This is a genomic window from Butyrivibrio sp. FCS006 (genome assembly GCF_000424525.1).
GTDB lineage: Bacteria > Bacillota > Clostridia > Lachnospirales > Lachnospiraceae > Butyrivibrio.
Window position 1 is genome coordinate 233,954 of sequence record NZ_KE384205.1, and the last position, 14,701, is coordinate 248,654.

Consider the following 14,701-nt stretch of genomic DNA (forward strand, 5'->3'; position numbering starts at 1 on the left):
CGCCACTTTTTTATTTTAGTCGTCAGCCTTACCGGCTCTGATTATGCCCCTTACGGTAAACAACATGGTTATAAAGCAGGCGCTGCCTCCGATCACGTTACTGATTGGCTCAGCTGCAAAGACGCCGTTTGTTCCCATGTTAAACATATAAGGAAGCAAATATGTTAAAGGCACCACAATAAATGCTTTTCTGAATAAAGAAAAGAAGATGGCGTGGTTCTTTTTTCCAAGAGATTTAAACACGACCTGTCCCGAATGCTGGAACGTCATAAATATAAAGGTTGAAAAATAGAGGTTAAACGCAGGTATCGCATCTGCAAGAATGGTCTTGTCGTTGCTGAATACCCCTATGACTGCTGCCGGGAAAAGTCTTATAAATAGCCATACTATCAGGGTGTAGCCAAAGTCCATGGCAACCATTATGGCTATCGAGCGCTTTATCCTGTCATACCTCTTTGCACCGTAGTTATAGCTGATGATCGGCGATGTGCCCTCTGATATAGCAAGGATAGGAGTTTCCATCATCTGTCTTGCAGAGTTTACCATGGTCATTATGGAGACGTAGAGATCTCCTCCTACATCGGCAAGGACACTGTTGCAGGATACGGAAACCATGGCATTTGTAAACTGCATGATAAACGCTGCACTTCCAAGACCCGCAATGGATCCGGCTGTCCTTCCGCATTTCTTTATCTCGTCAAAAGACATTATCTTAAGGTTGTAAGCACACTTTTTTCCAAAGAAAAATCTGAGAACATAAAAGGCTGAAAGAGCCTGCGATATCACGGTTGCTATGGCAGCTCCCTCAGGACCCAGGCCAAATACAAAGATAAATATCGGGTCAAGGATAATATTAGCAAGAGCACCCACCAGGATGGTGGTCATTCCAACTATTGAATAACCCTGGGCTGTGATAAAGGGATTAAGTCCCGTTGCGATCATTGAAAAGATCGTGCCAAGAAGGTAGATGCGAAGATATGGAAGCGCATATACCATGGCGGCTTCAGATGTTCCAAAGGTTGACAGAATGGGTCTTCCAAAGGCCTCGCCCACGATCATCAAAACTATCGCAGTTACAAGCAGTAAAAAGAACGAGGTATTTTGAATCTCCCTCGCCCTCTGTTCATTCTTTTGTCCTCTTGCAATAGAAAACAGGGGCGCTCCACCGCTTCCATACATATTGGTAAAAGCGGTGATAAGTATGACCAGAGGAAAGCAAAGTCCAACTGCTCCAAGGGCCACTGTTCCTATTTCAGGTATACGTGCAATGTATATCCTGTCAACAATGTTGTACAAAAGATTTATGATCTGAGCCACAAGCATAGGGATCGCTGTGGCCAGAATATTATTAAAAGTTTTTCCGTTCTCAAAATCTACGCGTTTCATACTCCCCAAAGTATTAGCCTCTTTCAGCGTTTTGTCAATACAGAGCTTTCCTTTGCAAGGTATAAAGCGCCTTTTATTCCCTGCTCGCCTCCAAGTCCTGCCGGAACAATGTAATTGTCTATATCCCTAAGTTCCGCAGTATCTATGTAGCCGTTCATGTACTCAAGAGTCTTCTTCCTGATAAGTGGAAAGAGCTTTTCCACATGCATTACGCCTCCGCCGAGAATGATCTTCTTTGGGCTGTAGCAGCAGATATACTGCATCAGCGCCTTTGCAACATACTCAGCTTCCAGCTCCCAGACGTCCTCTCTGTCAATAAGATTGAAGGCTTCCGTACCGTAGCGCTTTTTTATGGCAGGTCCGGATGCCAGTCCCTCAAAGCAATTTTTGTGATAGGGGCATGCTCCCTCAAACTTATCATTCTCATTAAGCATAAGAAGAATATGCCCTGCTTCCGGATGAAGCATTCCGTGAAGGAGCTGACCACGGCAATATACTCCGGCTCCGATGCCCGTGCCTATGGTGATATAGATCACGTCCGAAAGACCTTTTCCGTTGCCAAAGATAACTTCGCCAAGGACTGCTGCGTTTACATCAGTATCAACAGCAACAGGAATCCCACTGCTTCTAAAGGCTTCACTCCAGGAGAAGTTGACCCATGAAAGCTTTGGCGTCTTGCCGATCCTGCCGTAGTCCTCTGAATCTCTGTCAAGGCAGACAGGACCAAAGGCTCCGATTCCTATGGCAGTGACATCATTTTCATCAAAGAATTCCAGAATTGCAGGAATGGTCTCTTCGGGCGCCTTCGTCGGTATCTCTTTTTTCTTAATGATATTGCAGTCGTCATCGCCTATCGCAACAACCATTTTGGTTCCGCCGGCTTCAATTCCTCCAAGCATTTACTCCACCTTTTCCCATACAAGTCCTTTTTCGGAAGTGAACTTTCTGCTCTCTTCCATAGGCATTGGCTTTCCAAAATAGTAGCCCTGTGCCCTTTCACAACCTATCTCCTTAAGGAAGTTAAAGTGCACTTCCGTCTCAACACCCTCGCAGAGCGGGCTAACTCCCATAGCCTTGGCTCCCTTTATGATATATCCCATGATCTTGCCGGTCTTGGGATTGTTGTCGTAGCTTCTAAGAAATACCATGTCCAGCTTAAGGACATCAAAATTATAGTTAGCTATTGTGTTCAGAGATGAATATCCGCTTCCGAAATCGTCGATCCAAACGTGATAGCCAAGTTCTCTCATCTTGTCGCAGGAAGACCTTATGTATCCCTCGTTTTCATTGAGGGAACTCTCTGTGATCTCGAGATCGAGCATATCCCTTGGAACATCATATTCAGCCCTTGTCTCTTCCACTACTCCAAAGATGTCGCACAGCTCAAAGTCCAGTCTTGAGATGTTTATAGAAATAGGAACAAGCTCTTTTCCCTCATCTCTCATCTGCACGTAGTCCTTGCAGACGCGCTTGACCACAAAGGTATCCACCAGATGGATCAGATGGAACTGCTCAAGGGTGTTGATAAAATCGCCTGGAGACAGCATTCCCATTCTTGGATCTATCCAGCGTACAAGTGCCTCGTAGCCACAGATTTCTCCGGTCTTAACACGGATCACGGGCTGGTAAAAGACCTTTATGTATTCCTGTTCGATTGCCTCATCAATATGGTCAATGACGTACTGCTGCTTGCGAAGATTCTCTCTTAGCATCTCATCATAGATACAGTAATTGACGTCATGTCTGTGCTTGATGGAGTTGCAGGCAAGGCGGGCGTGATCGCAGGCAAGGCCTATCTCGGCGCGTCTGTCATCGAGGTAGTAGATACCTGCTTTGATCCTGACCTTCTTGTTGACATCATCGGTTAAAAGCATGGTCTTGTAGACCTTCTCAACCTTCTCAACAACGCTCTCTCTTGAACCTGTTGTGCATACCACAAAGTGATCGTCGGAAAATCTTGCACAGATTCCGCCGATATGGAAGGTCTCTCTTATAGCCTTGGCAAGGTCGCACAAAAGCTCATCGCCAAGCTTAAAGCCGTTTCTCTCATTAAAAAGTTTGAAATTCGGGATATCGAAATGAATAAAAGAAATATCCTCTCGCCAGCTCTCATAAGATCCAAGGAACATCTGTGCCCTCTGGTAGAAGAAGGACATATTAAGAAGTCCCGTCAGATCATCAGTCTCCTGATTGGCGGAGAGGATCTCTGCCTCGGCGAAGGAATTACGATTTTTATTAAAGTACTCGTTCTGATCTACATCTACGATATAGACATAGTAATAGCTCTTGCCATCGTCCCTGTGAAGAAGATGTCCAAAATCCTCCACATAGCGCTCAATTCCGTCCTTGGTCACGATACGATAGCGGACATAGTCATGTTTCTTTTCACCAAAAATAGTCTGAGCCTGGATCTGATTCTCAATCCGCTTGTAGTCATCGGGATGAACCATACCCTTAAAAGTTCCGCCGGTCAGCTCAATGAATTCGCCCATGTTCTCACACCCATACATCTCAAGGACATTGGGTCCGGCATACAGGACATTCTCGATGTCGTTGTTCTCATAGATAAAGACCCCTCCCGGAAGACCTGTCGGAACAATACCACTAATACCTGCATCGTGAAACTTTTTTCCCATACTAACACCTCACTCAAAAAGGACAAAAAGAAACAAGAAATCAATAAAAACGGTACACTAAAATTTTATGATTAAATAAGCGTAGATGCAAGAAAATATTAAAACCGGAACGCAGCTTGTCACTGCGTTCCGGTTTGTCTAAACTCACAAATTGCCTGCTATTCAGTTAAGGTGCCAGATATCTCTGTTATATTCGTTAATTGTTCTGTCAGATGAGAAGTATCCGGCCTTGGCGATATTGGTGAGCATCATCTTCTTCCACTTATCGCGGTTCTCATAATCTGCAAAGATCTCATCCTTCTTGGCGATGTAGCTCTCAAGGTCGAGAAGTGTCATGAACCAGTCCTTGTTGAGGAGCTCATCGTGGAGTCTCTTTAAGTTCTCCTTGTGACCTACCTTAAGGGCCTCTTTGCTTGTGATGAAGTCTACAGCCTGTTTTACTACCTTGCTCTTCTTGTAGTAATCCTTGGAAACATAGTCAGCCTTCTTGTAGTGCTCGATTACTTCGTCTGCACTTGCGCCGAAGATATAGATGTTATCATCACCTACAAGCTCGTGAATCTCTACGTTAGCGCCGTCATCTGTTCCGAGAGTTACAGCACCGTTAAGCATGAACTTCATGTTACCTGTTCCTGATGCCTCCTTGGAAGCAAGGGAAATCTGCTCTGATACATCGCAGGCAGGAATAAGTTTCTCTGCGTAGCTTACGTTGTAGTTCTCTACCATAACAACCTTCATGTACTTATTAACATCAGGATCGTTGTTGATGATCTCCTGAAGAACAAGGATCAGGTGAATAATGTCTCTTGCAATAACATACGCAGGAGCTGCCTTAGCACCGAAGATAAAGGTGATAGGTCTTGCAGGCTTCTTGCCACCCTTGATCTCAAGGTACTTATGAATGATGTAAAGGGCATTCATCTGCTGTCTCTTGTACTCGTGAAGTCTCTTTACCTGAATATCAAAGATAGAATCAGGATCAACCTCTACTCCCTCGTGCTCCTTAAGGTAAGCTGCAAGCTCTTTCTTCTTGCCCATCTTGATCTCTTCAAGCTTATCAAGAACTTCTGCATCATCGATATGATCAAGGAGCTTCTCAAGCTTGTTTGCGTCCTTCTTAAAGCCATCGCCTATGGTCTGTGAAAGGAAGTCAGCCAGAGGATGGTTGCAGGAAAGGAGCCATCTTCTGAAGGTGATACCATTGGTCTTATTGTTGAACTTCTCAGGATAGATCTTGTAGAACTCATGAAGCTCAGAGTTCTTAAGAATATCCGTGTGGATAGCTGCTACACCGTTGATTGAGAAGCCGTAGTGGATATCGATGAAGGCCATGTGTACTCTCTTGTCCTTGTCGATGATCTGGATCTTAGGTCTTCTCTTATATTTCTCGCGGATTCTCTTATCAAGCTCCTTGATATAAGGTACAAGCTGAGGAACAACCTTCTCAAGGTACTCAAGAGGCCATGTCTCAAGAGCCTCAGCAAGGATTGTGTGGTTTGTATAAGCGCAGGTCTTGCTTACGACATTGATGGCTTCATCCATTGAGAATGCCTTCTCCTCTACAAGGATCCTGATGAGCTCAGGAATGATCATTGTAGGGTGAGTGTCGTTGATCTGGATCACTGCGTGGTTATGAAGCTCGTGAAGGTCATACTGGCGCTCCTTCTGCTCTCTTAAGATGAGCTGAGCTGCGTTTGATACAAGGAAATACTCCTGGTAGATACGAAGAAGATTTCCGCTCTCGTCTGAATCATCGGGATACAGGAACAGAGTAAGGTTCTTGTCAGTCTTGGTCTTGTCGAAGTCGATACCCTTCTTGACAAGGCTCTCATCGATTGTCTCAATATCGAAGAGACGGAGCTTGTTTACTCCTGTGTCATAGCCAACAACGTTCATGTTGTAGAGGCGTGATGTTACCTTCTCTTTGCCAAAAGACACTTCGAAGGTAGTGTCGGTCTTCTCAAGCCAGGACTGATCCTCGATCCAGTCGTTCTTCTCTGCGCACTGAAGGTGATCCTTGAACACCTGCTTAAAGAGTCCGAAGTGATAATTAAGGCCTATTCCCTCGCCTGCTAGGCCGAGAGTCGCAATTGAATCAAGGAAGCAAGCTGCAAGTCTTCCAAGTCCGCCGTTACCAAGAGATGGCTCAGGCTCGCACTCCTCAATAGCAGCAAGGTTCTTGCCGTTCTTCTCAAGGATCTCCTTAACCCTGTCATAAACTCTTAAATTGATAAGGTTGTTGGAAAGAAGCTTACCGATAAGGAACTCCATTGAAATGTAGTAAACCTTCTTCTCTCCGTTAGAAACCTCTGCCACATCCATAAGGCGTGTTGTCATCTCGAGAAGTACATAGTAGGTCTCCTGATCGGAAAGCTCTTTAAGTTTCTTGCCGAACTTCTCATCGGCGATCTCCTCAAGCTGTCCCTCCAGGTTAGTAACAAGTACATCCCTTTGCATATTTGTGTGCTTAGCCATTGCGTATCTCCTCTCATTGCTAATCCATTGTGATACTATTTTAAATATTACTCTGGAAAACGTTTTCTTGAATTCATGTTCTTAGATTACCACAGGAAAACGTTTTCCGCAAGTATTATTTAAACCAATCTTATACAGCGCCCAGCTGCATACGATAGTACTTCTCGTAGAGCCCTCCCTGCTTGATGAGCTCTTTGTGCTTACCTCTTTCCTTTATTCCATCGCCATCGAGAACAATGATCTCATCGGCTCCAAGGATGGTAGAAAGCCTGTGGGCGATGGTAATTGTGGTTCTTCCCACAGATAGTTTCTCAAGACTTTCCTGAATATATCTCTCGCTCTCATTATCAAGAGCACTGGTTGCCTCATCAAGGATCAGTATCGGCGGGTTCTTAAGGAAAACTCTGGCTATGGCGATCCTTTGTTTCTGACCTCCTGAAAGCCTTGCTCCCCTCTCGCCCACCTCGGTGTCAAAGCCATTAGGAAGAGTTTCGATAAAGTCCAGAAGATCGGCATTCTTTGCCGCCTCAACTATTTCTTCCATGGTCGCGTTTTCTTTTCCGTAGGCAATATTCTCTTTTACCGTACCATTGAAAAGATATACATCCTGCTGAACGATACCGATGTAGGACCTAAGTGACTTCTGGGTGACATCTCTTATGTCGGTGCCGTCGATCTTAACACTTCCGCCTGTAACCTCATAAAATCTGGGAAGAAGCGAACACAGCGTTGTCTTTCCTCCGCCGGAAGGACCAACAATAGCCACGTTTTTGCCGGCATCCACGTGCAGGTCTATGTGGTTAAGCACGGTTTCTTCTTTCTCATAGGAAAAAGACACATCGCAGTAGTCGATAACTCCCGTGACGTCCGAAAGCTCTTTTGCATCAGGTTTATCAACTATAGTGGGCATGGTATCCATTACCTCGCAGAATCTCTCAAAACCGGCCATCCCCTTCTGAAGCTGCTCAGTAAATTCTACAAGAACATTTACCGGATTTATAAAAATGTTGATGTAGAGGGCGTAGATTGCAAGGTCCTCGCCGGTCATGCTGCCCTTGGCGATAAAGAATCCGCCGGCCACCAGTACCGTTACAAACATCAGTCCCTCAAAGAAATTGTTGCCGGAGAAAAACAGCGCCATCTGCCTGTAGTTGGCCTTCTTTGAATCAAGGAATGCCAAGTTGGATTTGTCAAATTTCTTTTTCTCAATATCCTCACCCGTAAAGGACTTAACGACTCTTATGCCTCCGAGGGTGTCCTGAAGGGATGAGTTTATTCCCGCTATCTTCTTGCGGTTGTCGGAAAATGTCGCTCTCATGCGCTTGTTCTGACTTACGGCAAATACGGCCATGCAGACCACAACAAAAACAAGGCACAGAGTCATGGGCACATTTATGCGCATCAGCAGGATAAATGAACCGATTATCTTGATTATGGAGATGAAGATGTTCTCCGGACCATGGTGCGCAAGCTCCGAGATATCGAAGAGGTCGGAAACCAGTTTACTCATCATCTCGCCGGTGTTGTGCGTGTCATAGTAGGAAAAAGAGAAAGCCTCAAACCTCTCAAAAAGCTCGCCTCTCATGCCAGACTCAATCCTGGCACCCATCATGTGTCCCTGATAAGTTACATAGTACCTGCACAGGAGCCTGACAACGTACATGGCAATAAGGAGAAATGCTATGAGTCCGAGCCTGCTTAGTATCACGCTGCTCTCTTCAAGGAAAAGAGTGCTCCGCAGGATCCTGAGGAACTGCGGAAAAGTCAGGTCTATGACAGATAAAATGGATGCACACAAAAGATCCATTAAAAACACGCCGATGTATGGCTTATAGTAAGGGATGAATTTCTTTATCAGCTTCATTTAATTATGTCCTCATATTTCATTCTTACCAGAGTATGTGGAAGAATAACTTCTCTTCCCGGCTCGCCCTGCATCAGGCGGTTTAGTTCATCCAGGGCTTCTTCGGAAATTTTTACAAAGTCCTGTTTGACCGTATTCATCTGTTTCCCCACATACCCCATAAGTATTATGCCGTCAAATCCGCAAACAGGGCGGAATATATCCATATCGATAAGTGCCTTCATGGCGCCGATGGCCATCAGGTCCGATGCGCAGACCACGCAGTGGTGGTTCTTTGCATACTTCATTGTGATCTCGCGGGCTTTGAGCTCTGAGAATTTGCCGCTGCGTACCGTGAGCTTAAGTTTCTTTTCCGCACAGAGTTTCTTGATGCCCTCAAGTCTCTGGGCTGTAACGTAGCCGTTCTCATCTCCGGAGATGTAAAGGACCTTCTTACACTTGTTCTCGGTAATGGTCTTCTTGGCCACGTCGTACTGGGCTTGTACGTTATCAACGCTGACGCAGGAGGTGCTGTCCCCTGTCATGGGTGCGTCGATGACAACCATTTTAAAATGTTCACTCTTAATCAGCTTGTGGACCACTTTGTCCTTGGTGGTAAGACCATATACTATGATGCCCTTAATGCCCTGGGACTCAAAGTAGTTGGTGACTTCTTCCACCGTCATATCCTCGATCATGGAGGCAAAGACAGTGATGATATCCAGCTGCAACTCTTTTGCCCTGTGCACGGCACCTGAGATATACTGCATGCTGATCTCGTCGCTGGCCTCCGTTTCAAGATTTAATTTGATAAGCAGCGCCACACGTCCCATTTTCTTGGAAGAGAGGCTGGCAGCCACAGCATTTGGCACAAAGCCGAGTCTGTCCACCACTTCCATTACTTTGCTTCTGGTGTTCTCACTGACATTCGGATAATTATTTAAGACCTTGGAGACTGTTGATATGGCAACACCTGCCTCCTTAGCCACGTCTTTAATTGATACCATAGTATCCCCCACCTGACGGATTGTTTTTATGTAGGCTTGGAAAGCGTTTTCCAAGCATAGTTCTACTATATGGCTTTGGGGAGCTTTTGTCCATAAAATATCTATAAATTAAGGAAACTGAATATTTATGATGGTATAATTATTACTATGAAAAAGACAAAACTTATCATAATTACAATTGTATCTGCTCTGATACTCTCAGCCTGCAGCTCCACACCTGTTGCAGGGGAAATAGGTACCGAGCCGGCAGTCCAGAAACCTGCTGCCGGGGAAGCTCCTACAGGGAGTGCGGACTACGATGGCAGTGCGGCAAATGTTCGCCAAGACGACGGCAGAACAGTTGTCGGTATTTCCATGCCCGACAGACTCCTTGAGCGCTGGAATCACGACGGAACCTTTTTAAAAGAGCATTTTGAAGATAAAGGCTGCGAAGTAATATTAAAATATGCAAACAACCTGATAGATACCCAGATCAGCGACATCCGCTCCATGATAGACGGCGGAGCCGATCTTTTGGTAATAACCGCTGTTGACGGCGCTGCCCTTTCATCAATCCTTGATAAGGCCAAGTCTCAGGGCATCAAAATAATAGCCTATGACAGGCTTTTGATGAACTCGGATGCGGTTGATTATTATGTTTCCTATGATAACTACAAAGTCGGGGTTTTGCAGGCCGAATATATCATTGCAGCCCTTGGACTTAAGAATTCAAAAGATAGCAAAAATATAGAGTTTGTAACGGGAGATCCTGTAGATAATAACGCAAGGTTCTTTTACAGAGGTGCTGTTGATACTCTGATGCCTTACATTGAAAGCGGTAAGCTTACAGTGCCTTCCAACCAGCAGGGGTTCTATGAAACCTCTACAGCTCAGTGGTCCACTGATATTGCCCAGCAAAGACTCCAGATCATCTTAAACTCCTACTATCCGGAGGGTGTTAAGCTGGATGCTGTTCTTTGTGCCAACGACTCAACTGCCCTTGGTGCCACAAGAGCTATTGAATCCGATTATGTCGGCACAAACAGCGTTGTAGTCACCGGTCAGGATGCCGATGTCGCAAACATTTATAGTATTATCGAGGGAAAGCAGAGCATGACAGTATTCAAAGCCCTCAGGGATGAATCGGTTGTGGCCGTTGCCCTGGGTCTTTCCATACTCGAAGATGAAGAGCCCGACGGAAAACTGATAATGTCCTCAGGCTGGGATTTTGACTGTTCCTATAACACCACGGATTATGACAACGGAAGTAAGGTCGTTACTTCATTCCTGCTCAGCCCCATTACCATCACAAAAGATAACCTTGAAGATGAACTTTTTGATACCGGGTACTATGCACGAAATGCCTCAGGTCTAATTTACGCTGTTGAATAAAGTATAGCCGTTTCGACCTTTCTCTTTTGTCACATAAAGAGCTTTATCAGCGCATTCCATAAGCGTTCCGGAATCCTTGGTATCCAGCGGATACATTGCACATCCGATACTTACGGTCAGCTCAAGATCGCCCTTCGAAGTTTTGAAGGGCGTTTTTGTTGCCTTTAATATGTCCTCGCAGATCTTCCCTGCTCTGTCGTGGCTGGGATCTTTGAATAGTCCGCAGAATTCGTCTCCGCCGAGCCTTGCAAAAGTCAGATTCCTGTCTGCAAGTTTCTTTAGTCTCTGACCAACTCCCACAATTACCTCATCGCCTACATTATGCCCGTAGGTGTCGTTGATGTTCTTAAAGTGGTCAACGTCCAGCATGATAAGACCATAGGATTCCGACTGGCTTATTGCCTGGTTCATATCTTCAATGATCTTCATCCTATTAGGCATCTTCGTCAGGAAGTCTGTCCTTAGCATATTCTTTCTGCGATTGTTGGTTGAATAGAGAATTGTGATAATGACTATGAGCAGCAGTGCTATGACAATTGCAAGATTACTGATTATCTTGTTGTCGCGGTAGAACTTGGCAAAGTTCCATCTCTCGTTTATTATCACAGACCCTGCCGGCAACTGAGAGTTTTTCAGGCCAAACCTATCCATGGCCTTCTGTTCAAAGAATGTGGCAGTTATGGTATTTGACTGCAGAGGTATGTTATCTGCAGATTCACCTCTAAGTATGCTGGCAGCCGCCTCTCCTGCTGTTCTGCCCGCCTCATAGAAGGAATAGGAAATTCCGCCAAGAACCCCATGTCCGATGTCCGCAGACGCAAGCCTGAAGATAGGAACACTGGGTGCTGTTTCACTGATGAAATCAGCAGCGTTTTTAAGGGAATAGCTCTTTCTCTCACCGTCCGTAGAAAAGTCCAAAAACAGGATAATGTCTTTTGCCCCAAGATCATGAAAGACATCTTCAAGACCGTTTGCCGTGTAGTAAGAAGTGTTCACGATATTGTACTCAAGCTCGGGGTGATTCTCGCTAAACTTCATGAACTCCACATAATCGCCCTGTCCGGCAACGGAGGAATCCACTACAACTACAAGATGATCTCTCTCCGGGAAAAGAGCTTTCATAAGGGCATAGTTTCCCTCAAAATCCGGACTCTCGGCGATTCCGGTGGAATTCTTCATTGCAGCGGCTGTGACAGCCTCGGTTTTGTTGTTGATTCCCATGAATACGATCGGAAGATCAGGGAACATGACGTTTCTGTTATTGATGGCATATCTGAGAGCAAGATCATCTGCCACAACCACAAGGTCGAAATTACGTGCCGAAAAGACCTTGTACTTAAGGTATTTGTCGAAATTCATAATATCTACGGCTCCGTAATACACATCGGAGTCCATGAATTCGTAGGTGATCTCTGCATTGATGCCTTCAAGCCCCTTTTCGAAACCATCGAGCTGGTCGGGAACTGTGGCGTTAGAATAGCTGTAAGAGGAAATAAAGAGAATTCGAAATTGACGCTCGAAATTATCCTGCGCACAGGATGTCTGCGCGCAGGATAAAGCAAGAATCAGAATTAAAAATGAGGTTATTAAATACCTTATTATCTGTGTCGTTTTTCTCATTTTTCAGCGTCATTATCTGGCTACAACTTTTGATCCTTTATGCCTTACGATTGTACTGTTTCCGCCGTTCCTTATGGTCTCTTTTACAAATGCATTCATGATATCTTTGTAAGTAGTCTTGCCATCTTTGTTATAAGCGGTTTCAAGGCTGTCAAAGTCATTGCCTTCGTATGCTATAGCCATTGCATTGTTATCTGCTGTCTTCATCAGGAAGAGTGTATTGCCATCACTCTTTACTGTTAAGTATTCGTAGTCCTCGTAATCCAGGAAGCTCTCAATATCTTCTACTGCGCCTTCCATAGCATCAGATGCTGCATCCATATCCATGGGAACAGGAGTCTGAGGGATTTCCTCGGTATCTATGTCGATGGCAGCTGCTTCTTCTGCTGCCGGTGCTTCTTCGGGTACAGGAATTGCATCAGGCACAGGGGCTTCTTCTGGTGCAATGGTTCCTTCGTCTGGTGCTGACTCGGCTGCTGCCTGTTCTGCTGCGAGCATAGCTGCTGCTACGGGATCAAGGTCTGCTGTTTCAGGTGCAGGAGCTTCCTCTGCCGGAGATTCTGCTGCAGGTGTTTCGATGAGGGCATCTACTTCTGCGTTAAGAATTGCGTCGAGGTTCTCTGCAGGAGTTTCTGCGGGGATATCTGCAGGAATTTCCTCGGTTGGCATTTCTGCCGGAATCTCAACTGCAGGAGCTGCCTCTGCTGCCATCATCGCTGCCATAACTGCATCCATCTCAGCAGGTGCTTCCTCTATAGGCGGTGTATCTGCTGCCATTGCTTCTGCAGGCATTTCTGTAGCAGGTGTTGCTGCTGCCATTGCTGCCATAACTGCGTCCATGTCGGAAGATGTGTCCTCTGTAGGAGCATCTGCCGGAAGTTCTGCAGGAGCTGTCTCTGCTGCGGCCATCGCTGCCATTATTGCATCTGCTTCTGAAGGTACTTCTTCTGCAAGTGCCTCTGCAGGAATTTCTGTAGGTGCTGCTTCTGCTGCCATCATCGCTGCCATAACTGCATCCATGTCAGATGGTGCTTCATCTGTAGGAATGTCTGCCGGTGCTTCTGCCGGGATGTCTGCTGGTGCTTCTACCGGGATGTCTGCTGGGATGTCTGCTGGCATCTCTGCAGGTGCTTCTGCTGCAGGTATATCAGCTGGCATCTCTACAGGTGCTTCAGCTTCTGCTGCTGCCATCGCTGCCATCATTGCATCCATATCTACAGGCGCCTCTGCTGCAGGTGCCGCTTCTATAGGTGGCGTATCTGCTGCCATCGCTTCTGCAGGCATTTCTGCTGCAGGTGTTGCTGCTGCCATTGCAGCCATCATTGCTTCCATATCTGAAGATGTATCAACTGTAGGCGCATCTGCAGGAAGTTCTGCCGGAGCTGCTTCCGCTGCAGCCATCATTGCTTCCATATCTGCAGGCGCTTCTTCTGCCGGTGCAGCCTCTGCTGCGGCCATCGCTGCCATCATTGCATCCATATCCACAGAGGCTTCTTCTGCCGGTGCTTCTGCAGGTATATCTGCGGGCATTTCTACCGGTGCTGCCTCCGCCGCTGCCATTGCTGCCATCATTGCATCCATATCCACAGAGGCTTCTTCTGCCGGTGCTTCTGCAGGTATATCTGCGGGCATTTCTACCGGTGCTGCCTCCGCTGCCGCCATTGCTGCCATCATTGCATCCATATCCACAGGGGCTTCTTCAGCTGGAGCTTCTGCAGGTATATCTGCGGGTATTTCTACCGGTGTTGCCTCCGCCGCTGCGGCTGCTTCAGCTGCAGCTGCATCAGCCATCATGGCTGCCATTACAGGATCTATATCAGCCGGAACCTCTTCTACCGGCGCTGCTTCTGGTGCCGGAGCCTCTGCAGGCGCTTCTTCTGCTGCCGCCATTGCTGCCATCATTGCATCTACATCGGTTGCAGTCTCAGCGTTTGCCATTGCTGCCATCATTGCATCTACATCAACAGGTGCTGCAGGAGCTTCCTCTGCCGGAGCCTCCTCTGCAGGCGCCATTCCGGCATCTGCCATCGCTGCCATAGCTGCTGCCATTGCATCAGCTTCTGCTGTTTCCGCAGGACTTGGAGCATCAGCACCGCCGGCCATAATAGCATCAAGGCTAGGAATATCCTCTATTGGTGCCGGCTCAGCCGCTTTCTTACGTCCGCGCTTAGGCTTAGGTGCCTCCTCAACAGGTGCTGCCTGCGCAGCCTCATTTGCTCCCATAGCTGCCAAAAGATCATCCACATTCGCAGTCGAAAGATCCTGTCCATTAAGAATATCCTGAGTGCTCATGCCTTCCATGCTGATTCTCCTTTCATGCCAGTAAGTATATTTGAAAGTAATAATAGTCGGAATTACACACA

Annotated in this window: 9 protein-coding genes; 1 reads left to right on the plus strand and 8 read right to left on the minus strand. The window is 46.4% G+C overall.

Annotated elements, in window-relative coordinates:
- Window positions 1–15: 15 nt before the first annotated feature.
- The 6 genes from G633_RS0115605 to G633_RS0115630 all read right to left on the minus strand — a co-directional run bounded on the left by G633_RS0115605 (window position 16) and on the right by G633_RS0115630 (window position 9,347).
- A complete protein-coding gene (locus tag G633_RS0115605) occupies window positions 16–1,386 on the minus strand; it encodes an MATE family efflux transporter (protein ID WP_026520491.1) in 1,371 nt (456 codons plus the stop codon).
- 23 nt (window positions 1,387–1,409) lie between these two features.
- A complete protein-coding gene (locus G633_RS0115610) occupies window positions 1,410–2,285 on the minus strand; it encodes an ROK family protein (RefSeq protein ID WP_026520492.1) in 876 nt (291 codons plus the stop codon).
- Window positions 2,286–4,022 carry a GGDEF and EAL domain-containing protein gene (locus tag G633_RS18770; protein WP_051200309.1) on the minus strand — a complete coding sequence of 579 codons (1,737 nt, stop codon included), beginning with the start codon at window positions 4,020–4,022 and terminating at the stop codon, window positions 2,286–2,288.
- Between the two features lie 162 nt (window positions 4,023–4,184).
- Window positions 4,185–6,497, minus strand: a complete 2,313-nt coding sequence (locus G633_RS0115620; RefSeq protein ID WP_196804283.1) for a glycogen/starch/alpha-glucan phosphorylase — start codon at window positions 6,495–6,497, stop codon at window positions 4,185–4,187.
- A gap of 130 nt (window positions 6,498–6,627) precedes the next feature.
- Window positions 6,628–8,361, minus strand: a complete 1,734-nt coding sequence (locus G633_RS0115625) for an ABC transporter ATP-binding protein (protein ID WP_022768504.1) — start codon at window positions 8,359–8,361, stop codon at window positions 6,628–6,630.
- The gene (locus tag G633_RS0115630; RefSeq protein ID WP_026520494.1) at window positions 8,358–9,347 is read right to left on the minus strand and encodes a LacI family DNA-binding transcriptional regulator; all 990 of its coding nucleotides are present in this window, start codon (window positions 9,345–9,347) and stop codon (window positions 8,358–8,360) included. The genes G633_RS0115625 and G633_RS0115630 overlap by 4 nt, the downstream gene beginning before the upstream one ends.
- Window positions 9,348–9,494: 147 nt before the next feature.
- On the opposite strand from G633_RS0115630, the gene G633_RS0115635 reads away from it, so the two are divergent.
- Window positions 9,495–10,718: a substrate-binding domain-containing protein gene (locus tag G633_RS0115635; protein ID WP_026520495.1), complete on the plus strand. Its 1,224-nt coding sequence runs from the start codon at window positions 9,495–9,497 to the stop codon at window positions 10,716–10,718.
- On the opposite strand, the gene G633_RS0115640 is transcribed toward G633_RS0115635, so the two are convergent.
- A complete protein-coding gene (locus G633_RS0115640) occupies window positions 10,698–12,338 on the minus strand; it encodes an ABC transporter substrate binding protein (RefSeq protein ID WP_026520496.1) in 1,641 nt (546 codons plus the stop codon). The genes G633_RS0115635 and G633_RS0115640 overlap by 21 nt on opposite strands.
- A 12-nt stretch (window positions 12,339–12,350) precedes the next feature.
- On the minus strand, window positions 12,351–14,639 hold the full coding sequence (locus tag G633_RS0115645; RefSeq protein WP_026520497.1) for a hypothetical protein: 2,289 nt from the start codon (window positions 14,637–14,639) through the stop codon (window positions 12,351–12,353).
- Window positions 14,640–14,701 lie beyond the last annotated feature (62 nt).

Bases quoted from the DNA above. Each gene is read 5' to 3' on its own strand.
- G633_RS0115605 (WP_026520491.1), bottom strand. From the start codon at position 1,386: ATGAAACGCGTAGATTTTGAGAACGGAAAAACTTTTAATAATATTCTG.
- G633_RS0115610 (WP_026520492.1), bottom strand. From the start codon at position 2,285: ATGCTTGGAGGAATTGAAGCCGGCGGAACCAAAATGGTTGTTGCGATA.
- G633_RS18770 (WP_051200309.1), bottom strand. From the start codon at position 4,022: ATGGGAAAAAAGTTTCACGATGCAGGTATTAGTGGTATTGTTCCGACA.
- G633_RS0115620 (WP_196804283.1), bottom strand. From the start codon at position 6,497: ATGGCTAAGCACACAAATATGCAAAGGGATGTACTTGTTACTAACCTG.
- G633_RS0115625 (WP_022768504.1), bottom strand. From the start codon at position 8,361: ATGAAGCTGATAAAGAAATTCATCCCTTACTATAAGCCATACATCGGC.
- G633_RS0115630 (WP_026520494.1), bottom strand. From the start codon at position 9,347: ATGGTATCAATTAAAGACGTGGCTAAGGAGGCAGGTGTTGCCATATCA.
- G633_RS0115635 (WP_026520495.1), top strand. From the start codon at position 9,495: ATGAAAAAGACAAAACTTATCATAATTACAATTGTATCTGCTCTGATA.
- G633_RS0115640 (WP_026520496.1), bottom strand. From the start codon at position 12,338: ATGAGAAAAACGACACAGATAATAAGGTATTTAATAACCTCATTTTTA.
- G633_RS0115645 (WP_026520497.1), bottom strand. From the start codon at position 14,639: ATGGAAGGCATGAGCACTCAGGATATTCTTAATGGACAGGATCTTTCG.